The following is a 21076-nucleotide window of genomic DNA, read 5'->3' as shown; positions in this document are numbered from 1 at the left end:
GGCGAAAAACTTTTCGCCCCTACATGTTCGGTCCGGTGATATGCCCTCCGTATTCATACCAGATCCGGCAGGCGCCTTCGCTGCTGACCATGCAGGCGCCCACTGGGGTTTCCGGCGTGCATTCTTTGCCGAAGAGCCGGCAATCGTAGGGCGTGGCGATGCCGGCCATGATGTTGCCGCAGATGCACTCCTGGGTGAGGCGGGGCGGCGCGTCGCGCAGCCACTCCGACAGGCGGATCTCAAAGCGAACCCGTGCGTCCACCCAGGCGTATTTGCGGCGCAGCCGTAGATTCCCGTTGGGGACGTAGGCGATGCCGCGCCAGACCCCGCTTTCGGTTTCGAAGACCTCCCACAACAGCCGCTGGGCGTTGCGGTTGCCTTCCGGCGTGACGCATCGCGGATAGGCGTTCACCACGCGCTTCTCCCCCCGCCGGATCAGCTCCACCAGCTGGACCAGCGCGCCCAGGATGTCCAGCGGCTCGAAGCCCGCGACCACCACCGGGATGCCGTGGCGCTCGACGAAGCGCTCGAAGATCTTCCATCCGGTGATGGTGGCGGCGTGGCCGGCGGCCAGGAAGCCCTGGACCCGGGTTTGGGGCATCTCGGCCACGATCTCCATTACGGGGGGGATATATTTGTGGGCGGAAAGCACAGAGAAATTTTTCGGCGGGCCGGAGAGGATCACCGCGGCGGTCGCCACCGCGGTGGTCTCAAAGCCGGTAGCAAAGAAAACCACCTCCCGATCGGTCTCCCGGGCGATCTGGAGGGCCTCCCAGGGGCTGTAGATCACCCGCACGTCGGCTCCTTCCGCCTTGGCCTCCGCCAGCGATTTGAGGGTCCCCGGGACCCGGAACATATCCCCGAAGGTCGCGATGATCATGCCCTGTTCGGCCAGGTAAACCGCCTCGTCCACTTCGGGCATATCGGTCACGCACACCGGGCATCCCGGCCCCATGATGACGTGGAGGTTCGGCGGGAGGAGGCTCCGGAGCCCGAACCGGGCGATGCTCTGCTCGTGGGTGCCGCAGACGTGCATCACGGAGATCGGCTCCTGGTGATCCGCGCAAAGCCGCTCCAGGGCGCGCCGAAAAGCCTGCACCCGCTCGGGGTCCCGGAACTCGAGGCGTTCCGAGGGTTTGGGGGAGCGCAATCGATTCATGGGCTCTCCTCCGGCGTGCGGATCTCGCTCTGCACCTCGGCGGCCATCAAATCCTCCTCCGCCGCCCGCAGAAGCGCTTCATAGAAGGCCAGGGTTTCCTCGACCTCTTCGGGGGGAATGCGCCGGATGGCGAAGCCCACGTGGACCAGCACGTAATCCCCCGGGGCCACCGGTTCGTCGACGGTATGGAGCATCACCGGCTTGCGGACCCCCCAGAAGTCCACCAGGGCGGTCATGTCGTTCACTTCCACCACCTTCCCGGGAACCCCAAGGCACATATTTGGCCTCCTGATCGAACGGTCTGCTTTCCGAGGCCAGCCCAGAAGGCGATGGCCTCCCCCCTGCTCGCGAAAATTTTCCGTCCTCACTCCTGGTCTCAGGGAAAACGCTCCAGATAGGCAGCGGCGATCCGGATCTGGCCCAGGCTGATCCCCCCGTCGTTGGGGGGAACTTGGCGGTGGATCAGGACGGTGAACCCTCCCTCCCTTATGCGCCGGGCGGCCCGCTCCGTCAGCAGGCGGTTCTGGAAACAGCCCCCGCTCAGGGCAACCCGGCCTTCCCCGATCTCCCGGGCTATCGTGATCATACCCTCAATCAGGGCATTGTGAAACCGGGCTGCGATCCTCTCCCGCTCGACCCCGCGTCGGAGATCCTTCAGGATCGCCTCCAGCAGAGGACGCCAGTCCAGAACTTGGGCTGGCTCCCCCGACGGATTTTCGCAGAACGGAAACGGATAAGCGCGCGTCTCCGAGGGATCCGCGGCGAACTCCAGGGCCATGGCCGCCTGGCCTTCAAACGTGATCTCCTGCCGGAGATCCAGGAGCGCCGCGACCGCATCGAATAACCGTCCCATGCTGGAGGTGAGCGGCGCGTTCACCCCTCGCGCGATCATCCGGGCCAGCACCTGGCGTTCGATGGGCCGCAGGGCCCGCACAGGAGCCAGGTCTTCCCATTCAATCACCATGTCGCCAGCGAGCTCCCATAACAGCGCGAACGCCACGCGGCACGGTGCGTGGATGGCCGCATCCCCCCCGGGCAGGCGGAATGGTCGGAGGGACGCCACCCGATGGAATCCGTAAGCGTCTCCCACCAGGAACTCGCCGCCCCAGATTGTTCCATCCAGGCCATAGCCGGTGCCGTCCCAGGTGATCCCCAGGGCAGGCCCTTCCACGTTATGCTCTGCCAGGCACGCGACCAGGTGCGCGTGGTGATGCTGGACCGGAATCAACGGCAGGGGTGCTCGCGAGCTCAGGGGTTGGGGAAGATCGCCGGCCGCCGCCCGTTGCGCCCAGATGGTGGAAATGTAATCCGGATGCATGTCGTGGGCGATGGCCACGGGCTCCGCCTCATACAGGCGCAGGAAATCAAAGATCACGCGCTCGAAAGCCCCCAGCGCCTCCGCCGTATCCAGATCCCCGATGTGCTGGCTGAGGAAGATCTGTCGTCCGACGCTGAGGGCGATGGTGTTTTTCAGATGGCCTCCCACGGCCAGAATGGGAGGGAGAGGACGATTCACCAAGATCGGCAAAGGCGCGAAGCCCCGGGCTCGTCGCAACAGGCGGGGCTCTCCGTCCATTACGATCATCACGCTATCATCCACATGGCGGGCGATCGGCCGGTTGTGGATCAGAAAGGCGTCCGCCACACGGGCCAGCCGCTGGAAGGCTTCCCGCTCATCGGTGCAGATCGGCTCATCGGTGAGGTTCCCGCTGGTGGCCACAACCGGAAAATCCAGCTCCCGCAACAGCAGATGGTGAAGCGGCGTGTAGGGCAGCATCACGCCCAGATAAGGGTTATCCGGCGCCACGTTCGGCGCGACCGGCGCGTCGGCCCGGCGGGGGAGGAGCACAATGGGCGCCTCCGGCCCTGCGAGCAGGGCTTCTGCTTCCGGCGCAAGCTCGCACAGGGTGCGGACCTGGGCGAGATCCTTCGCCATCAGGGCGAAGGGCTTATCCCGGCGGGGCTTGCGAGCCCGCAGCCGGGCGATGGCCGCTTCGTTCCGCGCGTCCACCATCAGGTGGAAGCCGCCCAACCCCTTCACGGCCACGATCTGGCCTGCGCGCAGGGCCCGGGCAGCCTCCCGCAGCGCTGCCTCTCCCATCGCCACTCGTCCGAACTCCCCTATGCTCTGAGGGAAATCCGGATGATCTTCCCCCCTCTCCTCGAGGGCGGACACGCGGGCGTAGAACGCCAGGGTGGGACCGCATTCCGGACATGCGTTGGGCTGGGCGTGGAACCGTCGGTCCAGGGGGTTTTCGTATTCGGCCTGGCATGTCGGGCACATCCGGAAGCGACGCATCGTGGTGTTGGGCCGGTCGTAAGGGAGGGCCTCCAGGATGGTGAATCGGGGGCCACAATCCGTGCAATTCGTAAACGGATAGCGATACCGGCGATCTTTGGGATCCAGGATCTCGACCAGGCATCGAGCGCAGGTGGCGATGTCCGGGAGGACCAGGGCGGTTTTCTCGCCCTCGCTCTCGCTGTGGCGGATTTCAAAGCGAGGGTAGCCGACGGGGTCCAGCCAGCCCGCCTGAAGAGAATAGATTCGGGCTCGAGGGGGGATTTCGCGGGGGAGGCGTTCCAGGAAGCGTTCCAGCCGGGATACAGGCCCTTCCACCTCGATGAAGACGCCACGGGAGTCGTTCAGAACCCATCCGGCGAGGCCGAGTTCGGCGGCCAGCCGATAAATGTAGGGCCGGAATCCCACCCCCTGCACCGCGCCTTGGATCTCCACACGAAGCCGTCGGATCTCATCGCTCATAGCGCTTCCGTCGCAGCCGGTGCTGCTCGAATAGCCATTCGGTCCAGGCCTCCAAGCCGTGGCCGGTTCGACAGGAGACGATGAAAAGCGGAACATCCGGCCGGAGGATCTCCACACCGTGTTGGAAAGCTTCCAAATCGAACTCCAGCACATCCATCAGATCTGCCTTGTTCAGCACGATTCCATCGGCCTTCTGGAACATCCCGGGGTATTTATAGGGCTTGTCGTGGCCTTCCGGGACGCTGGCGATCACGATGTTCAGATGGGCGCCCAGGTCGAACTCCGCCGGGCAGACCAGGTTCCCCACATTTTCGATGAATAGCACATCGAGCGTTTCCAGGGGTAAATGGGGAAGCGCGGAGCGGATCATAGGGGCATCCAGATGGCATGCGCCGCCTGTGTTGATCTGCACCACGGGGATCCCGTGGGCGGCGATCCGCTCCGCATCCAGCGTCGAGGCGATGTCTCCCTCAATGACCCCGGCCCGAAGGGAAGCGGGCAGGCGCTCTATAGTGGCGAGGATCAGGCTGGTTTTGCCTGCGCCGGGGGAGGACATCAGGTTGACCGCAAGGAGGTCAGCGGCATCAAAGGCGGCTCGGTTTTCCGAGGCCACCGCCTCATTCGCCTGGAGGATCGCCTTCACTACCGGTATGCTCATCCTCATCGTCCACCTCGATGCGCTCAACGAAACAGCGGGCTCCACCGGTGATCTGGATCTGGGGGCTGTCGCAGAAAGGACAGGTCGGGCACAGCGGAGGTTCCACCCGGAACGTGGCTCCGCACGTCTGGCAATGTCCCTGTCCAGGCTCCCGTCGGATCCTCAGGATGGCGCCCTCGGCGGGTGTCCCTTGGCTGAGCAAATCGAAATAGAAGCGGATGGAATCATCCACGTAACCCGTGAGGGCGCCCACAATGAGATCGATCGCGAGCACCCGTCGCGCCCTTGCGGCCTCGGCCGCCTCCAGGACCACGGAGAGGATCCCCTGGGTGATCGCCAGCTCGTGCATATGGATGTCCCCCTCTGCTTAAGTATAGCGCAGGGTTTTCAGAGGGAAGGCCGGCTTCAGCCGGATATCTTGCCATTCTGAGATTCCCGTTTCACTATAGGAATTACGCAGTGGGAAGCCGGCTAAGCGAAGCGGGATGCCCCTCCTTATCCCCCTCCCCACGACCCTTCGGGCCGTGGGGAGGGGGATCCAAACATTTGGGGGTGAGGAGCTGCGTGACTCCTATTGACATAGAATCGTGGTGATTGAACTCCGTTCTTTGAGGATCCTGGGATGATCCATGCTGAGGCGCGGGCGATCCACGTGTTTCGAGAACGGTTCGGTGAACCACCATCCCTACGGGCCCGGGCCCCCGGCCGGGTGAATCTGATCGGAGAGCATACGGATTACAACGATGGCTTCGTCCTTCCGATCGCCATCGACCGGGCGGTCTGGGTGGCGGCTCGTCCGCGTCCGGATCGGCAGGCGTATCTGATCGCAGCGGATTTCGGGGAGGAGGCCGGCTTCTCGCTGGATGGGCTGCGGCCGGGGAGCTTGCGGGGATGGGCGGCTTATCCGGCGGGGGTGGCATGGGCCTTAGAGCGATCCGGTGTTCATCTCCCGGGGCTGGACGCCGTGATCTCAGGGGATGTGCCGATCGCCAGTGGCTTGAGCTCTTCCGCCGCGCTGGAGGTGGCCTTCGCGGTGGCCTGGCTCACCCTCAGCGGCCGCGAAATGCCTCGCCTGGAGCTGGCGCGTCTGTGTCAGCGGGCGGAGAACGAGTTTGTAGGGGTGCGATGTGGGATCATGGACCAGATGGCGGCCCTGTTCGGCCGACGCGGCCATGCCCTGCTCATCGATTGCCGCTCCCTGGAAACCCGCCTCATCGCCATCCCGGAAGAGGTAGTGGTCTTGGTGGCCGACAGCGGGGTGCGCCGGGAGCTGGCGGCCTCCGGATACAATGAGCGCCGGGCCCAGTGCGAAGAGGCCGTGCGACGGCTTCAGCGGCGATACCCCGGAATTCGCGCGTTGCGAGATGTATCCCCAGCGCAGTTGGAAGAGGCCCGGGCGGAGCTTCCGGAGCTGATCTACCGGCGGGCCCGGCATGTGGTGACGGAGAACGACCGGGTCCTGGCGGCGGTGGCCGCGCTGGAACGCAGGGATCTCCTGGCCTTTGGGGAAGGGCTGAACGCCTCTCACGAGAGCTTGCGGCTGGATTATGAGGTCAGCGCCCCGGAGCTGGACACCTTAGTGGAGGCAGCCCGTTCGGTTCCCGGCGTATATGGAGCCCGGCTGACAGGGGCTGGCTTCGGAGGCAGCATTCTCGCGGTGGTTCAACGGGAAGCGGTTCAGGCGGCCAGCGAGGCCATGGCCCGTCTCTATGAGGCTCGCTTCGGCCGACGGCCGGCTCTGTTCGCAGTGGCGCCGGACGAGGGCGCCACCGTGCATCTCCATGCGATCTGATGATGGGGCCGCCGAAGGTGGCCTCAACACACCTCCGGATCCACCGATGGGGATGGATGCCGGCAATGTCCAATCATCGCGCGCGTTCCCCGTTCCGGGCGCTTCGTCACTGGAATTACCGGTTGTATTTCTTCGGCCAGCTGATCTCCCTCAGCGGGACCTGGATGCAAACCATCGCCCAGAACTGGCTGGTCTATCGGCTCAGCGGGTCGCCGGCCAGCCTGGGCATCATGAACGGCCTCTCGGTTCTGCCGCTTTTGCCCCTGGCCCTCTTCGGCGGGAGCCTGGCCGATCGCTTCCCCCGGCGCTGGCTGGTGGTGATCACGCAATCGCTCATGATGGGCCAGGCCTTCCTCCTGGCCTGGCTGACCTGGAGCGGCCGTGTCCAGGTCTGGCATGTCTGGGGGATGGCCATGCTCCTGGCGGCCCTGCAGATGCTGGATATGCCCGCGCGCCAAGCCTTCGTGGTGGAGATGGTCGGCGAGGAGGATCTGGGGAACGCCATCGCCCTGAACTCCTCCCTCTTCAATTTCGCCCGGATCCTTGGTCCCTCCCTGGCCGGGCTGGTGGTGGCCACGCTGGGGGAGGCGATGGCCTTCTTCCTGAACGGCCTCTCGTTCCTTGCGGTGATCGCCGGCCTGCTGATCATGCGGCTGCCTTCATCGACCGCACGACGGCGCTTGTCTAACCTTTCCGCGGATCCCCTGGCCGGGCTGGCGCGGATCCGATCGGATGCCATCCTACAGGGCCTGGTGGGCATGGTGGGCGTTTCCGCCTTTTTGTCCATGCCCTACACCACGCTTCTCCCGGTTTTCGCTCGCACTTCCCTCTGGGACAGCGCAGTGCCAGTGGTGGAGGCCCTTTGCCGGGCAACTGTGGAGAACCCCTTGGGAGGAGCCCTTCTCTCGTGCGTTCAGCCGGAGGCCGTTGCCTATGGGCTGATGATGGGAGCCGTGGGGGTGGGCGCGGTCGCCGGGGCGTTGCTGGCGGCGGCATATGGGGATGCGGGCCAGCGGGGACGCATGCTGACGTGGGGGAATCTGGGCTTTCCGGTGGCGTTGCTGGGGTTCTCCCTCTCCCGATCCTTTTTTATCGCCCTGATCTTTCTGGTGCTCACTGGGATCGCTTTCGTATGGCAGAACGCGCTGGCCAACACGCTGATTCAGACGCATGTGGAGGATTCGGTGCGGGGACGGGTGATGGGGGTTTATACGCTTTCGTTTCAGGCGATGATGCGCCTGGGTGGGTTGCAGGCTGGCCTGATGGCCGGCTGGCTGGGCGCGCCTGCCACGGTCGCTTTAGGCGCTGTGGCCAGCCTGGGCTATATGCTCTGGGTGCATCAGCATTACCCGGAAATCCGCCGATTGGGGTAGCGAATCGGTTCGCCCTTCGATGGGATGGGGGAGGGGGAAGATCGAGAGAAGGGTTGGGGGCTGGGAAGGCCCCCGAAGGCGGCCTTCCCAGCCAAGGACGCAGCCTGTCGATCCGTCTCAGGAGCCGCGGATCAAAGCCCTCCGCGTCGGTTTGAAGAGTCGGGCGCCTTATCTCCAGGCGACGAAGGCCTGAGGGAAGAGCTGGGAGGACTGCTGAAGGGCGGAACAGACCCCTAATCCCAGAACGCCTCCGAAGGCCAGCACCGCGCAAATCACCCCCAGCGCGCTCAGCCCAAGAGCCACCCATCCCAGGATGACCCCTGCCTGGGCCAGCCCTTCTCCGGTGAAAGCGCCGCCGCTTTGAGCGATCTCTGCTTTCGCCTGATTGCCCAGGATGATCCCGATGATCGGACCGATGATTGGGAGGACCCCCACCAGGCCCAGAAGGCTCAGCACCAAGCTGGCGATCGCCTTGCCATTGGTTCTCGCGGTCGGGGTGGGAGAGGGCGCTTCTGTCATCTGAAACACCTCCTAAGTTCGTGTTCCCCGTTCTGAGTCTATCAGACGGTCGTTGGAGGTCATGCCACATAGCTAATTATATCGGATTTAACTTTCCGATGGCGCCCCTCAACCGTTGAGTTCATCCACAGGCCTACCCGTAACCCCTATATGAACTCCTATATTTTGCCATTTGGAACCGATGGATGCGTCGATTGTATACTGTGTCCGGTGAACATCGTCTGACAGGAGGGCAGCCATGAACTGGAGCGATTTCCTCACCTTCCGCCGGATGATCACCCCCTACATCATTCAGGTGCTTTTCTGGATCGGCGTGGCCCTCAGCCTGCTGAGCGGTTGCGCCGTGCTGGTCAGCGGGATCAGCGGGGCAGGGATCGCTGGAGGTCGCGAGGGCGCAGGCGCAGTTCTCGCGGCGATCTGCGTGAGCCCCTTAGTGGTCGTTCTGGGAGTCCTGGCCTCGAGAATCTACGCGGAGCTTCTGATGGTGGCCTTTCGGATCAGCGAGACCCTGACGGACATCCGTGAGTTGCTGGAGCGTCAGCGTCAAACCGGGGGTTAGGCGCTCCCAGTGGCATAAAGAAGAACGCATGGACGGCGCTTAAGGCGCGCCGTCCATGCGTCGGGGATCAAGTCCTTGACCTTATGCCCCCGAGGGGCGAGAGGCCAGACGCACCCGGACCTCCTGGGTTTTTCCGTCGCGCAGGATCGCCAGCACCACCTCATCCCCTGGTTTTCGTTTCTCCTCCAGGTAAGCGATGAGATCCTCCATACTGCGAACCGGTTGACCGTCGATCGCCACGATGAGATCGCCGCCCAGAGCGATCGTCTCTCCTTCGTAGTTGGCTGGTTGCGTGCCGCCGCGCAGGCCGGCCTGAGCGGCAGGACCCCGCGGGTCTACCTCGAGGATCAGAGCGCCGCGTTCAGCGGGCAACCCCAGCTCTTTCGCTGCCAGTGGCGTCACCGAGAACCCGGAGATCCCCAGCCATGGGTGATCATAACGGCCCCGCGCGATCAGTTCCGGCACCACCCGCTTCACCGTGTTGACGGGAACGGCGAATCCGACCCCGGAGGAGGTTCCGCTTTGAGAGAAGATCATCGTGTTCACTCCGATCACCCGCCCCTCGCTGTCCAGTAGCGGGCCGCCGGAGTTCCCCGGGTTGATCGGCGCGTCCGTCTGGATCATGTTGGGGATGCTGAACGGCCGGGCGCCTGGCCGGATCACCCGCCCCACGGCGCTGACGATCCCCAAGGTCATAGTCCCCTCCAGCCCGAAGGGGTTGCCGATGGCGATCGCCAGCTGCCCCGGCCGCACGCTCCCGGAATCCCCTAACGCGATCGGACGCAACGGAGCGGTGGGCGCATCCACCCGGATGACCGCGAGATCGCTATCCGGATCCACACCTACGACTTGAGCGGTGCTTTCCGTCCCATCCGCAAAGGTGACGACGATCGCGCTGGCCCCCTCCACCACGTGATAATTGGTGACAATATGACCCTGGGAATCGTAAACGAACCCCGATCCGGTGCTCTCCTGCTGGAATACGCCTCGACCGCTACGGACGCGGATATGCACCACGGAAGGGTTCACCTGCTGATAGATGGCCTCGAGGTGTTGCTCCAGCGCTTCCACCGGGCTGCCGGCCTCCTGGGCGGCAACCTGGATCGGCGTTGCGAGGCCGGCGACCGGAGCCGATGACTGGCCTTCGCGGGGAGGCGTCGCCGCGGGCTGCGAGGAGGGAGGCGTTCGGACCGCCTGGCAGGCGGCGAGCAGGAGCAGAACCCCCAGGCCCATCCTTCGAATCCATCGTAAGGCATTCATCCCGTCCTCCGTTGGCAATCTCGTCCCTCTTCGATAAGGTAAGGGGTAGGATGGAGGGCTGAAGGGCATCAGCCCTACCGCCCGAAAACCGATTTCCTCCTCCAAGGGCTTTGGGATAGGTAGGACTGCAAAAGTGGCCCTATCTCCCCCAGCCGATGGATTCCACCTCCCTGTTTCATTGGATGCGGGCCGCCAAAGGCGGCCCGCATCCTGTCCATAAACGTCTCCTGCACCCCTAAAGGCCCTGTCGCGGGGTCCTTGCTCGATCAGGCAACGGTTTGATTGCCCGATCTTCATGGATCAGGCTGCTGGGAGAGTCAGGCCGAGCGACCGGGAACGAGGAACCGCGGGCGTGGGAAGCTCGTGCCGCCGGGGGTGGGTGTGGCCGGCGCCTTCGGAGCCCCCCATCCGCGGCCCCAGAAGCCCCGGAAGCCCCACCAGCCGCTCCCTGGGCCCCAGTAGCCGCGGTCCAGCCCCTGAAGCAGCCAGTCCGCCTGCTCACGGGTCAGCTGACCCGCCTGAACGGCCTGCTCGATGGCGTTCTTGATCGCCTGGACGCAGGCCTGGTTCACCGCGTCGCGGACCTTCTGAAGGTCCACGCCGGCCTTGTCCGCGAGTTCCGCCAGCGTGCGGCCGCCCCACAGCTGGGTGGAGAGCTCCTCGGGGGTCATATTGAGGGCCTTCGCGGCCGCCTCCAGTCCGGCCTGGCCACAGAGCCCTCGGCCGAACCCCCACCCGCGGTGGCCCAGAAAACTACCAAAGGGCACGGCGGTGGCCGCCTGGGCCCGACCCAGGGCGCCTAGGCCGAACGCGCCGGCCAGCAGGGCCAGAAGGAGAAGGGGAACAAACAGCCACCATCGACGCATCGCACGCACCTCCGCTTCAGGTTGTGGTGGGGGAAGTCACGGCTTCCCCCGCTTCCATCCATAGGTCAGCATATCGGAGGGCCGTTATCGGTCAGTTGTGCGAGCATTAAGACTTCATAACATGCGGCTCGAAGGATAGCCGGGCAGCGCGGGGCGCTCGGGCTCCGGCCAAAAAAGCCCGTGGCCTGCCCGGGGAAGGGGGTTACGGTGGAGCCCGTTCGACGAGTTCTCTGTTCCGACCGGTCCTCTCCCCCTTCTCCGCGACTTCCGTTTATTGCAGGTTTGTCCGGAGTCCGGTTTCATCGGGGGTAGGAGCGAGGGCGAAAAGCGGGGATCCATCGAAGGAGAGACTGGGGCTTTGTCCATCTTTGCATTTGGGGGTTTTCGGGGGCGGTGCGGGGGGCCTTTGGCCCTCGCACCGCCCCCGAAAGATGTTTTGCTCTCCCCTCCCCACGGCCCTCTAGGCCGTGGGGAGAGGAGAGAAAGGGAGGAGGGACCATGGCCTTCCGAACAGGCTTCGGTTCCTCAAACCATCAGTGGATAACTGGACAAAGCACTGGCAGGCTGACCGGTTGCGGTTGAGGAAATGCGGAGGAGGCGCCGGGCAGGCTCAGCCAGGGACGATCAACCCGGTTCTCCCAGCGCGGAATCCTGCGCCTGTTCCTCAAAAGCAAACAGCGCCGGCAATCCCCCACTGTGGAGGAAGATCACCGGCTCCCCCTTGCCCAGCTGTCCCTTTTCGATCTGTTTCAGCATTCCAGCGAAGGCCTTGGCGGTGTAAATCGGATCCAGGAGGATTCCTTCCATTCGAGCCAGCCGTCGCAATGTCTCATTCCCCTCCGGGGAAGGCACGCCATAGCTGGGGCCGGCGTAGGTCCGCTCGATCAGGGGGACCTCCGTGGCGGAGAATCGATGGGGCTCTCCTAAGCGGGCACAGATCCGTTCCGCCAGACGGGCGACGGTGGTGGGGAAATTTTTCCATAGCGCCCCGATGTCGATGCCGAGCAAGCGCAGCGGCGATCGCAGTAAAGTAAACCCCGCCCATAATCCCGCCAGCATCCCGCCGGTTCCGACCGCCATCACGACCCATGCGTTTTCCAGGCCCTCCGCCTGTGCCTGTCGATGTAGCTCCAGAGCCGCCCGCACGTAGCCTAGCCCGCCCAGGACCGAACGTCCGCCGACGGGAATGAAATAATGCCGGCCGACCCGCACCCAGGCCAGAAGGTGGACCAGGAAATCGGTCCAGGCCAGGGAACGAGGCCGGGTGCCGCCTCCAAAGGGAAGAAAGTGCATGTGGGCTCCCAGGAGATCGTTTACCAGAAGGTTCCCTGTCAGACGCGAGGGACGAGGGGCGAAGTAGAACAGATGGGGTTCCAGGCCGAGGCGTCGGGCGGCGGCGGCGGTGATCCGTGCGTGGTTGGATTGAAGCCCTCCATAAGTGACCACCCGATGGTGGCCCCAGCGGAGGGCGTCGGCCAGCAGATACTCCAGCTTGCGCGCTTTGTTCCCGCCCATGGCCGGGCCGATGTGATCATCCCGCTTCAGGTAAATCGGCCGACCGATCGCTGCGCTGAAGCGGGGGAGGTATTCCAGCGGGGTGGGCTCGTTCACCAGCGGAACGCGAGGGATCGCCTCCAGACGTCGGGCGAGCGCTTCGGCATCCATCGCGCGCACCTCTTTGTCCTGTGGGTTTTGGGACTGGGCCCCGAAGTCTCTTCCGGACAGAGGCCGACGGCGCAGTCCCGGGAAAGCTAAACCCTTAACATCTGGCGGGCCAGGCGTTTGCCCAGGGCGATGATCGTCAGCACCGTGGGCCGTCCCAGGGCTTCCGGGAACACGCTGGCATCGCAGACATACAGGCCTGGGATCTCGGTCTGCAGATCGGTGCCAACCAGTTCTCCGATGCGGACGGTGGCGCTGGGGTGAGTTCCCCGCAGTGGGGAGGAGAAAATCGAATCGGGCTTTGCTCCCGCCTCGCGGAGGATGCGTCGCGCAACGCGCTCCGCTTCCTGCAAACGATCGCGGTCCTCCGGGAGAAGCGGCTTGGAGAGCTTTCCATCCGGGAGGAGGCGCCCGGAGAGGTTGTCCTTCAGCTTGATCATCACCCCGAGCAGATGCCTCCAGCGCGGCCAGGAAAGCACATAGCGCAGATCCCGCATCCCGGCGATCACAGGGTAGAGCAGCCAGGGATCCACCAGCGTGCTGAACATCACTCCCAGCTCCGGATCTTCCCACGACCAGGTCATGGGAGGATCCTGGGCGTTTCCCGCTTCCCCTGCGATACCGTAAACGATCACCGTGAGATCCATCGCCATCCGCTCGCCCGCTCCTCGCAACCCGGAGGCCTGGAGGATGCGAGGTGTGCCCAGCCCACCCGCCGCCAGCACTACGCGTTCCGCCCGGGCGACAAAGGGGCGGCCGGCGAGGCGACCGATCACGCCCGCCGCGCGGCCATCCTCAATCCGCACCTGCTCCACATGGGCCTGGGTGAAGAGGAGCGCGCCGGCCTGCACGGCTTCTTCCACGAATTCCGCGGCGCTCCACTTCGCTCCACAGCGGCACCCCAGCAGGCAGTGTGCTCCGCAGCGGAACCGGGGGGATCGCTCCGGGCGGATGAACTTCGGCTGAGGATAAACGGCGTAACCCAGGGCGCGGGCGGCTTCGGCTAAGCGGGTGGAGGCTGCGCCGCGCTGCTCCGGCGGCAGGGGCGCGATCCCCAGCTCCTCTATGGTTTCAGCGACCTCGTTGCGGAGATCGATCCCGTATTTCTCCCGAAGCCACGGAGGCGGCGGCGCCGCGCATCCGGCGAACATCCCGGTCGCCCCGCCGACCATGGAGGGGACCACCACCTGGATTCCCTCGGGGGTGAAGAAGAGCCCCCCGCGCTCGGTGTAACGTAGGGCGCCCAGATGGGTCCCATAGAGGGGGCGATGGCGTTCCGGGCGGCCGCGCTCCAGCAGCAACACCCGGTGCCCGGCGCGCGCCAGCTCCCGCGCCACAGTGGCTCCGCCGGGTCCTGTGCCCACAACGATGACTTCCGCTTCCAGCGAATGCAGCGCCATGATATCCTCGCGTAGCTCTGGGGATTGTCCTCTGGATAGCGCAAAATAAACATGGATTTTGGTTCATCCCTCTCGAAGGCCTTGACACTCCATAGTGCTACCTGGCTGCTCTGTTATGATACCTCAATTTGCTGTGAGATAGAGGATGGACAATCTCGGGCCGGACACAGCTTTTCCAATGGATCTTGACGTCGAAGATCTATTGATGATAATTGATTGACTGATCGGTCAATTTCATGAATTCGCCGAGGTGGCTCAAATGAAGATGGGGCGGAGGAAGAGGGAAAAGAAGTCGAATTTCAGGGAGCAGCAGCGCGAGGAAACCCGCCGGCACATCGTCGAGGCAGCCTTTCGGGTGTTTGCGCGGCGGGGCTTCCGGGGGACTACAAACCGGGAGATCGCCCAGGAGGCGGGGATCTCCCCAGGCCTCATCTACTGGTACTTCCACAGCAAAGAGGATCTGTTTCGAGCAGTGGTGGAGACCAAGTCGTTTATCCTTCCCCTTCGGCAGATAGCACGGGCCATGCGGGATACCACGCCCGGTGAGTTCCTGGCAAGGACGGTCGAGCTGGCAACAGCGATGGCTCGGGATCCGAAGGTTCTGACGGCGATCCAGTTGTTGCTAGCGGAAGCGATGCGGGATAAACGGGTTCGACGGATTTTCGTTGCCCGCGCGATCCGCCCTGGCCTGCAGGCGGTAACAGCGTATCTGGCCGATCAGCAGGCTGCCGGTCATCTCCGGCGTGGGAACGTATGGGTGATGGCGCAGTTGTGGATGGGCCTGCTTTTATCCCAGATCTTTCTGGTCTGTCTGTTCCGGATCCGTGCTCCGGTATCAATAGACCGATTGCTGGCGGAGGCGCTGGAGATATATCTGCACGGGATTCTGGCCCGGGCGAGCGGCGAGGAGCGGCTCTGAGGTGCTGGGCTGCATCGTCCTTCTGTGCTCAGGTCTCGGCTTTGGAGGAAGGGCTCTATGCTTCGCCGGATCGGCGCGGTGAGCTACAAGGAAGTGCTGCACATCCTGCGGGATCCCCGGACGCTGGCGGTGATGTTTCTGATCCCTGTGGTTCAGCTGTTCCTCCTGGGCTACGCGGCCACTACCGATGTCAAGCGTGTGCCGATGGTGATCCTGGATTGGGACCGAACCGCCCAGAGCCAGGAGCTGATCGATGCCTACCGCGCTGTGGATGCGTTCCGGATCATCGGGTATGTGGAGCGGCAGGAGGATCTCGCCCGCCTGCTGGATGCGGGGACAGCCCAGGCGGCGCTGCTGATCCCAAGAGGATATGGATCGGATGTCATCGCAGGGCGCCGGGCGGTAGTAGGGCTGGTGATCGATGGCAGCGATCCCACGGTCGCCAACAATGCTTACGCGGCTGCGCTTTCGATCGCGCAGCATCACTCCACGGAGATCCTGCGTCAAACCCTCCACCTGGATCCCCAGCAGATGCCTGGGCTGGATCCGCGTCCGCGCGTCTGGTATAACCCGGAGCTGCGCAGCGCGAACTACATGATCCCGGGGCTGATCGGTGCGATCCTTCAATTCCTCACGATGCTGCTCACGGCTCAAGCGATTGTGCGGGAGCGAGAGCAGGGGACGATGGAACAGCTGATCGTCACCCCTATCCGCCCTATGGAGCTGGTGATCGGCAAGGTGGCCCCTTATGTCGTGATTGCCTTCGTGGACTTCGGGATTGTGCTGGCTTTGGGAGCCATCTGGTTTCGCATGCCGATCCGTGGCGATATGGGGTTGCTGTTTGCTCTGTCCAGTCTCTTCTTGATCTCCTCTCTGGGCTTCGGCCTGCTGATTTCAACAGTCGCCTCCACCCAGCGGGAGGCAATGTTGCTGACTTATTTTCTCCTTTTACCGGCGATTTTCCTTTCAGGTCTCCTCTATCCCATTCAGGCAATGCCCACGGTGCTCCAATGGGTGAGCTACTTGATCCCGCTACGATACATGCTGATCATCCTGCGCGCAATCATCGTGAAAGGGGTGGGGATTGAACCCCTGTGGGATGAAGCGCTGGCGCTGACGCTCTTCGGGTTCGCTGTGATGGGCCTTGCAGCCCGTCGCTTCCGGAAGCGTCTGGAGTAGGGTGAGGTCATTGCGTTCACCCCTGTTCACTTAATGGCTAAGGAGCCCCACCCAGAGCCTTTTCTCAAACATGGCTGCAGGGGGTGGAATGAACCGGGCGATTGTGCGGGTTGAACATCTGGAAAAGCGCTTCGGTCCTGTCCGGGCTCTGATGGATCTGTCTTTCATGGTGGATGAGGGCGAAATCTTCGGGATCATCGGTCCGGACGGCGCCGGGAAGACGACCCTGTTGCGGATCCTCGCGGGGGTGATACGCCCCGACGCGGGCTCCCTGCGGCTTTTCGACCGGGATCTGCTCCGGGAGCTGGAACGAGTTCGCCCGCTGCTCGGATATATGCCTCAGAACTTCAGCCTGTATGGAGACCTCACGGTGCGGGAGAACCTGCTTTTCTTTTCCACAATGTATGGAGCATCCGATCCCGCCTGGATGGAGCGCCTGCTTCATTTTGCCCGCCTCGAGCGATTCCTGGACCGCCGCGCGGTCCAACTTTCGGGGGGGATGCAGAAGAAACTGGCCCTGATCGGGGCGATGATCCATCGGCCTCGCCTGCTGTTGCTGGATGAGCCTACGACGGGTGTGGATCCAGTGTCACGGCGGGAGCTATGGGATCTGCTCAGTGAGTTTCATCTTCAGGGAGTGACCATCCTGGTGACCACGCCCTATCTGGACGAGGCGGAGCGTTGCACGCGGGTGGCGCTGATGCATCGCGGGCGCATGCTGGCGATCGATGCCCCGGATCGACTTCGCGCCTCGCTGGGCCATCCGGTGATCGAGATCATCGCCCAGCCGATCATGGGGGTCCACGCCGCGCTGAGGGATCATCCCGGGGTTCTGGAAGCGGTGATCCTGGGCGATCGGATCCGGCTGGTGGTGCGGGAGGGAAGCCTTTCCCCGGAGGACGTGGAAGAAGCGGCGCGAGGGATCCCCGGCGCCATCGTTCAAGAGGCGCGGTGGGCCGCGCCGCGCCTGGAGGAGGTTTTCGCCCACCTGATGCATCAGGAGACGGCCGATGGATGAGGCGGTGATTCGCGCCGAGGGGCTGACCCGCCGTTTCGGGACGTTCACGGCGGTGGATCATGTTTCCTTTGAGGTTCGCCGGGGGGAGATCTTCGGGTTTCTGGGCCCGAATGGGGCGGGGAAGACGACAACCATCCGGATGCTGCTGGGGCTTCTGGAGCCGACCGAGGGTCGCGCCTGGGTGCTGGGGCACGATGCGACGCGAGAGACCGCGCGGATCCGTCCGCGAATTGGCTATGTGAGCCAGCGCTTCAGCCTGTATCCGGATCTTTCGGTGGAGGAGACGCTGCGGTTTTATGGAGCGGCGTATGGGCTGTCTTTCCCCCGGCTGGCGGATCGCATCCCGGCGTTGCTGGAGCTCCTGGGCTTGACCGGACAGGAGCGGCGCCTGGTTCGACATCTGGCGGGGGGATGGCGGCAGCGGGTGGCCCTGGCGGTCGCTTTGCTTCACGAGCCGGAGATCGTGTTTCTGGATGAGCCGACGGCCGGGATGGATCCGTTAGCGCGGCGGGAGATCTGGTCCTTACTGTATCGGCTGGCGGAACAGGGGATCACGGTGTTTGTCACCACCCATTACATGGATGAGGCGGAACAGTGTTCTCGCTTGGCCCTCATCCATAACGGCCGCCTGATTCTGCAGGGGGCACCTACCGAATTGAAGGCGATGGCCGATATGGGGCGTGTGCTGGAGATCGCGGCGACGCCGCTGGATCGCGCGCTGGCTCTGCTACGGGGATGGTCGATCTTTCCGTATGTGACGCTCCATGGGGCTCGCATCCATGTCTACCTTCGCGCGCCTGAGGTTTCCCTAGAAGAAATCCGGAGGCGCTTGGAAACCGCGGGCCTGGAGTCCATCTCCGTGGAACCCGTGGCCCCATCCCTGGAGGACATCTTTCTGTGGGTGATCGAGCGGGAGCGCTTTGACCCGGCCGGTTGAGATGATCCCGCAGATCGCGCTGGCCATACGCTTCGGAGATCAGAGAGAAAACATCAACCCTGCCGCGTCTGAGATCCGCACTTCAGAATGGAGGAATGGTGAATGAGGATCAGGGGGAAATTGCGTGCGTTTTTGTTCAGCCTCCTCGCATTCGCCATCGCATGTCAGCCTGGGATCGAGCGGCCTTTGCGGGCTTCCGGCTATCTGGAGGCCCAGACGATCGATGTCATCGCTGTGGAAGGCGGTCGCGTGCTTCAGGTGTGGGTGGAGGAAGGCGAGGCTGTCCAGGCGGGCCAGCCTCTGATGGAGCTGGATCCGGCCTTCCTGGAAGCCCAGATCCGGATGGCGGAGGCCCAGGTGGCCCAGGCTCGGGCCGCCCTGGAGGCCCTGGAGGCTGGCCCTCGGGACGAGGATGTGCGGGAAGCGATGGCGCTGGTGGATCAGGCCCAGGCGCTGCGGGATGGCACCTATCAAGCCTGGCAGGATGCGCTGGTGATGTGGCGAGAGCCTCAGGAGCTGCAGATCCAGCGGGCGGTGGCCGCCGCCCAGGCTCGCGCGGCTCAGGCCCGACTGGAGCAGGCCGTGGCGATGAAGGAGATCGCGGAGATCCTCAAGAACCGCGCGGAGGCAGCGATTCGGGATTGGGAGCAGCTCCCCCCCAACCTGCGCCCCCCACTGCCAGGCGAGGTGCGGGATGCACCTTACGCTTATTGGGCCGCCTGGGCCGAGGTGAACCGGGCCGGGGTGGCCTATGACGGCAGCCGCGCCCTGCGGGATTACCTGGATGCGGTAGTTCAGGATCCACTGACGTTGAGGATCCAGGTTGTGGAGGCGGAGGGCCGTTATCGGGCGGCGGAGGCGGCCCTCGAAGCGGCCCGGGCTCGACTGGTCGCGCTTCGGGCAGGAGCGACGCGGGAACAGCGGGAAGCTGCCCGGGCCCGCCTGCGCCAGGCCGAAGCCGCCCTGGAGGCCCTGAAGGCCCGGCGCGGACGATACACGTTACAAGCGCCGCAGGATGGGATCGTGGCCTTGCGGGCCGTCGAGCCGGGCGAGCTGGTTGCGCCGGGCACCCGGGTGATGCAGCTGATGGACCTGCGAATCCTCACGCTGACCGTCTACATTCCGGAGACGGCGCTCGGTCGGGTGCGCCCGGGCATGAACGTTCCGGTGATGGTGGAAGGATTTCCCGACGAGCGTTTTGAAGGTCTGGTCACCCACATCGCGGAGGAGGCTTCGTTCACCCCTCGCCAGGTCCAGACCCAGGAAGAACGGGTCCATCTGACCTTTGCGGCTCGCATTCGGCTGGAGAACCCGGAGGGCCGTCTGAAGCCCGGCATGCCGGCCGATGTGGAAGTGCCATAACGCGGCTGGGATGCCCGGATGGATCGTTCCTCGGTTGAGTGTCCTGAATCTGTTCTGCAGCGATCAAAAGACGATGCCGCAGGATCCTTCCAGCCGTCGCATGGAGGCCTCTGAATGCGCAAACCCCTTCGTGCAGGTATTTTGGTGATTGCGATCGGTGGGATCGCAGCCCTGGCCGGCGCATGGTGGCTCTCCCGGCCTGCAGCGAGCGGATTCAGGGGAAGCATGATGTTTTCCGGCACGTTGACAGGGCGAAGGGTCCAGCTCTCCGCGGAAGTGAGCGGGATCGTCCGATGGCTGGCGGAGGAGGGAACGACAGTGAGGTCGGGCGAACGGGTGGCCGAGCTGGAGGACCCGGTCCTGTCTCAGCAGCTGATGGAGGCGGAGGCGGCCCTGGCCGCGGCCCAGGCGGAAGCGGCCGCGCTGGAGGCTGGGATGTCGCCGGAGCAACAAGCGGTGCTGGCCGCCCAGGTCCGACAGGCCGCGGCGGAGGTCGAAGCGGCGGAGCGCCGCTATCAGGCGCTGTTGCGGCAGCTTCGCGAGCCCCAGGATCTGGAGCGCCAGATCCTGGAGGCGCAAACTGCGCTGGCGATGGCGGAGCAGGGAGTCGAGCGGGCACGGGCGGAGCTGGAAAAAGCGCGGGCGGATCGGGACCGCCTGCCGTTTGGGCAGCGCGAGATCGCCGACCGGCAGGTGGCCGCCGCGGAGGCTGCGTGGCGGGCGGCGGAGGCGGAGCGAGACGCCGCCCGCGCTCGCCTGGAGGGCCTGATCGCCATGCGCCAGCGCCCCCTAGCCCTGCTGGCGCAGGTTCACGCGGCGGAGGCACAGATCCAGGCGGCCGAGGCGGCCCTTCGCGCCCCGCAGGCCCGTCTGGATCGCGCGCGGAACGGGCCGACCCTGTGGGAACGGAATCAGGCGCGGGCGGCCGTGGCCCTGGCCGAGGCCCGACGGGACCTGTTGCGGCTACAGGTGGAACGACTCCGCCTGACGGCTCCCTTTACCGCGACGGTCTCCGAGCGCCTGGCTCATGAAGGGGAGACCGTTCGAGCCGGGCAACCGGTGCTCAGCCTGAGCGCGGTGGATCCCCTGGAGGCTACCATTTTTGTGCCTGTGAGCCTTCTGGGTCGTCTTCGGGTGGGACAACCCGCGGTCGTCCAGGTCGATGCATTCCCGGGGGAACAGTTCCCAGGAGTCATCGCCCGGATCGCGCCCGAGGCCACTTTCACCCCGCGGAACGTCCAGACCCGCGAGGAACGTCAGGTGCTGGTCTTCGCCGTAACCGTGCGAGTCCCGAATCCCGAGGGCCGTCTCAAGATAGGGATGCCGGCGGACGTGCAAATTTTACCTTGAAGGGAAGGGGAATCGATGATGGATCCCTTTCCCGGGAGGGCGATGGAGGCGATGAGTTTGGCGAGGCCAGCGGGGTTGCTATCCTAAATATTACGCTATGTGGAATTTCGGGCGACAATTCCGGTCCAGGCGCCTTTGGGAGGGAAGTCAACTAGGCCCCTCCCCCAGGGCTCTGGGGGGCGCCGCCGCAGGCGGCGCCCCCCCCCCAAAAACCCCGGGGGGGGGCCGAAGGTGGACCCAGCGGGTGGAACTCGTGATGGGTGGCCAGATGGGGAGGCGCGGGAGAAGGGGGGGTGGAAGGG

19 protein-coding genes are annotated in these 21076 nt (G+C 64.5%); 9 read left to right on the top strand and 10 right to left on the bottom strand.

Features of this window, described 5'->3' with window-relative positions; all coding sequences use genetic code 11:
* Positions 1 to 19: 19 nt before the first annotated feature.
* From hypD to NZM16_RS04420, 5 genes are all read right to left on the bottom strand, one after another.
* Entirely contained in the window at positions 20 to 1159 is a 1140-nt protein-coding gene (gene hypD, locus NZM16_RS04440) for a hydrogenase formation protein HypD (RefSeq protein ID WP_295449142.1), read from the bottom strand.
* A complete protein-coding gene (locus NZM16_RS04435) occupies positions 1156 to 1437 on the bottom strand; it encodes a HypC/HybG/HupF family hydrogenase formation chaperone (protein WP_295449145.1) in 282 nt (93 codons plus the stop codon). Before NZM16_RS04435 ends, hypD begins: the two co-directional genes overlap by 4 nt.
* Before the next feature lie 98 nt (positions 1438 to 1535).
* Complete coding sequence (hypF, locus tag NZM16_RS04430; RefSeq protein WP_295478855.1) at positions 1536 to 3920, bottom strand: carbamoyltransferase HypF; 2385 nt, start codon at positions 3918 to 3920, stop codon at positions 1536 to 1538.
* The gene (gene hypB / locus NZM16_RS04425; protein WP_295478852.1) at positions 3910 to 4578 is read right to left on the bottom strand and encodes a hydrogenase nickel incorporation protein HypB; all 669 of its coding nucleotides are present in this window, start codon (positions 4576 to 4578) and stop codon (positions 3910 to 3912) included. The genes hypF and hypB overlap by 11 nt, the downstream gene beginning before the upstream one ends.
* Positions 4538 to 4927: a hydrogenase maturation nickel metallochaperone HypA gene (locus NZM16_RS04420; protein WP_295449153.1), complete on the bottom strand. Its 390-nt coding sequence runs from the start codon at positions 4925 to 4927 to the stop codon at positions 4538 to 4540. The genes hypB and NZM16_RS04420 overlap by 41 nt, the downstream gene beginning before the upstream one ends.
* A 273-nt stretch (positions 4928 to 5200) precedes the next feature.
* On the opposite strand from NZM16_RS04420, the gene galK reads away from it, so the two are divergent.
* Entirely contained in the window at positions 5201 to 6370 is a 1170-nt protein-coding gene (gene galK / locus NZM16_RS04415) for a galactokinase (protein WP_295449156.1), read from the top strand.
* A 65-nt stretch (positions 6371 to 6435) separates the two neighbouring features.
* Entirely contained in the window at positions 6436 to 7743 is a 1308-nt protein-coding gene (locus NZM16_RS04410) for an MFS transporter (RefSeq protein WP_295449159.1), read from the top strand.
* A gap of 168 nt (positions 7744 to 7911) precedes the next feature.
* Here NZM16_RS04410 and NZM16_RS04405 read toward each other — a convergent pair whose 3' ends face one another.
* Entirely contained in the window at positions 7912 to 8262 is a 351-nt protein-coding gene (locus NZM16_RS04405) for a DUF4190 domain-containing protein (protein ID WP_295449161.1), read from the bottom strand.
* A gap of 238 nt (positions 8263 to 8500) precedes the next feature.
* Between NZM16_RS04405 and NZM16_RS04400 the strand changes: the two genes are divergently transcribed.
* Positions 8501 to 8821, top strand: coding sequence for a DUF4282 domain-containing protein (locus NZM16_RS04400; RefSeq protein ID WP_295449164.1), 321 nt, complete (start codon positions 8501 to 8503; stop codon positions 8819 to 8821).
* A gap of 81 nt (positions 8822 to 8902) precedes the next feature.
* Here NZM16_RS04400 and NZM16_RS04395 read toward each other — a convergent pair whose 3' ends face one another.
* The 4 genes from NZM16_RS04395 to NZM16_RS04380 all read right to left on the bottom strand — a co-directional run bounded on the left by NZM16_RS04395 (position 8903) and on the right by NZM16_RS04380 (position 14009).
* On the bottom strand, positions 8903 to 10081 hold the full coding sequence (locus NZM16_RS04395) for a trypsin-like peptidase domain-containing protein (protein WP_295449166.1): 1179 nt from the start codon (positions 10079 to 10081) through the stop codon (positions 8903 to 8905).
* A gap of 317 nt (positions 10082 to 10398) precedes the next feature.
* On the bottom strand, positions 10399 to 10947 hold the full coding sequence (locus tag NZM16_RS04390) for a hypothetical protein (protein ID WP_295449169.1): 549 nt from the start codon (positions 10945 to 10947) through the stop codon (positions 10399 to 10401).
* 624 nt (positions 10948 to 11571) lie between these two features.
* Positions 11572 to 12612 carry a 1-aminocyclopropane-1-carboxylate deaminase/D-cysteine desulfhydrase gene (locus NZM16_RS04385; RefSeq protein WP_295449252.1) on the bottom strand — a complete coding sequence of 347 codons (1041 nt, stop codon included), beginning with the start codon at positions 12610 to 12612 and terminating at the stop codon, positions 11572 to 11574.
* An 86-nt stretch (positions 12613 to 12698) separates the two neighbouring features.
* Positions 12699 to 14009 carry an FAD-dependent oxidoreductase gene (locus NZM16_RS04380; RefSeq protein WP_295449172.1) on the bottom strand — a complete coding sequence of 437 codons (1311 nt, stop codon included), beginning with the start codon at positions 14007 to 14009 and terminating at the stop codon, positions 12699 to 12701.
* Between the two features lie 259 nt (positions 14010 to 14268).
* On the opposite strand from NZM16_RS04380, the gene NZM16_RS04375 reads away from it, so the two are divergent.
* The 6 genes from NZM16_RS04375 to NZM16_RS04350 all read left to right on the top strand — a co-directional run bounded on the left by NZM16_RS04375 (position 14269) and on the right by NZM16_RS04350 (position 20774).
* The gene (locus NZM16_RS04375; RefSeq protein WP_295478850.1) at positions 14269 to 14928 is read left to right on the top strand and encodes a TetR/AcrR family transcriptional regulator; all 660 of its coding nucleotides are present in this window, start codon (positions 14269 to 14271) and stop codon (positions 14926 to 14928) included.
* Between the two features lie 57 nt (positions 14929 to 14985).
* Positions 14986 to 16107: an ABC transporter permease gene (locus NZM16_RS04370; protein ID WP_295449175.1), complete on the top strand. Its 1122-nt coding sequence runs from the start codon at positions 14986 to 14988 to the stop codon at positions 16105 to 16107.
* Positions 16108 to 16195: 88 nt separating this feature from the next.
* Positions 16196 to 17125 (top strand): ABC transporter ATP-binding protein, encoded by a 930-nt coding sequence (locus NZM16_RS04365; protein ID WP_295449177.1) that lies wholly within the window; start codon positions 16196 to 16198, stop codon positions 17123 to 17125.
* Entirely contained in the window at positions 17118 to 18062 is a 945-nt protein-coding gene (locus tag NZM16_RS04360) for an ABC transporter ATP-binding protein (protein WP_295449180.1), read from the top strand. Before NZM16_RS04365 ends, NZM16_RS04360 begins: the two co-directional genes overlap by 8 nt.
* 102 nt (positions 18063 to 18164) lie before the next feature.
* Entirely contained in the window at positions 18165 to 19424 is a 1260-nt protein-coding gene (locus NZM16_RS04355) for an efflux RND transporter periplasmic adaptor subunit (RefSeq protein ID WP_295478846.1), read from the top strand.
* Positions 19425 to 19538: 114 nt separating this feature from the next.
* Positions 19539 to 20774, top strand: a complete 1236-nt coding sequence (locus tag NZM16_RS04350) for an HlyD family efflux transporter periplasmic adaptor subunit (RefSeq protein WP_295478843.1) — start codon at positions 19539 to 19541, stop codon at positions 20772 to 20774.
* The last annotated feature ends 302 nt before the right edge of the window (positions 20775 to 21076 follow it).

The organism is Thermoflexus sp. (genome assembly GCF_025055495.1).
In the GTDB taxonomy this organism is placed as follows: Bacteria; Chloroflexota; Anaerolineae; order Thermoflexales; family Thermoflexaceae; genus Thermoflexus.
The sequence above is the reverse complement of the archived record's forward strand: the minus strand, read 5'-3'. Positions and strand labels throughout refer to the sequence as shown.

Bases quoted from the DNA above. Each gene is read 5' to 3' on its own strand.
- hypD (WP_295449142.1), bottom strand. From the start codon at position 1,159: ATGAATCGATTGCGCTCCCCCAAACCCTCGGAACGCCTCGAGTTCCGG.
- NZM16_RS04435 (WP_295449145.1), bottom strand. From the start codon at position 1,437: ATGTGCCTTGGGGTTCCCGGGAAGGTGGTGGAAGTGAACGACATGACC.
- hypF (WP_295478855.1), bottom strand. From the start codon at position 3,920: ATGAGCGATGAGATCCGACGGCTTCGTGTGGAGATCCAAGGCGCGGTG.
- hypB (WP_295478852.1), bottom strand. From the start codon at position 4,578: ATGAGCATACCGGTAGTGAAGGCGATCCTCCAGGCGAATGAGGCGGTG.
- NZM16_RS04420 (WP_295449153.1), bottom strand. From the start codon at position 4,927: ATGCACGAGCTGGCGATCACCCAGGGGATCCTCTCCGTGGTCCTGGAG.
- galK (WP_295449156.1), top strand. From the start codon at position 5,201: ATGATCCATGCTGAGGCGCGGGCGATCCACGTGTTTCGAGAACGGTTC.
- NZM16_RS04410 (WP_295449159.1), top strand. From the start codon at position 6,436: ATGTCCAATCATCGCGCGCGTTCCCCGTTCCGGGCGCTTCGTCACTGG.
- NZM16_RS04405 (WP_295449161.1), bottom strand. From the start codon at position 8,262: ATGACAGAAGCGCCCTCTCCCACCCCGACCGCGAGAACCAATGGCAAG.
- NZM16_RS04400 (WP_295449164.1), top strand. From the start codon at position 8,501: ATGAACTGGAGCGATTTCCTCACCTTCCGCCGGATGATCACCCCCTAC.
- NZM16_RS04395 (WP_295449166.1), bottom strand. From the start codon at position 10,081: ATGAATGCCTTACGATGGATTCGAAGGATGGGCCTGGGGGTTCTGCTC.
- NZM16_RS04390 (WP_295449169.1), bottom strand. From the start codon at position 10,947: ATGCGTCGATGGTGGCTGTTTGTTCCCCTTCTCCTTCTGGCCCTGCTG.
- NZM16_RS04385 (WP_295449252.1), bottom strand. From the start codon at position 12,612: ATGGATGCCGAAGCGCTCGCCCGACGTCTGGAGGCGATCCCTCGCGTT.
- NZM16_RS04380 (WP_295449172.1), bottom strand. From the start codon at position 14,009: ATGGCGCTGCATTCGCTGGAAGCGGAAGTCATCGTTGTGGGCACAGGA.
- NZM16_RS04375 (WP_295478850.1), top strand. From the start codon at position 14,269: ATGAAGATGGGGCGGAGGAAGAGGGAAAAGAAGTCGAATTTCAGGGAG.
- NZM16_RS04370 (WP_295449175.1), top strand. From the start codon at position 14,986: ATGCTTCGCCGGATCGGCGCGGTGAGCTACAAGGAAGTGCTGCACATC.
- NZM16_RS04365 (WP_295449177.1), top strand. From the start codon at position 16,196: ATGAACCGGGCGATTGTGCGGGTTGAACATCTGGAAAAGCGCTTCGGT.
- NZM16_RS04360 (WP_295449180.1), top strand. From the start codon at position 17,118: ATGGATGAGGCGGTGATTCGCGCCGAGGGGCTGACCCGCCGTTTCGGG.
- NZM16_RS04355 (WP_295478846.1), top strand. From the start codon at position 18,165: ATGAGGATCAGGGGGAAATTGCGTGCGTTTTTGTTCAGCCTCCTCGCA.
- NZM16_RS04350 (WP_295478843.1), top strand. From the start codon at position 19,539: ATGCGCAAACCCCTTCGTGCAGGTATTTTGGTGATTGCGATCGGTGGG.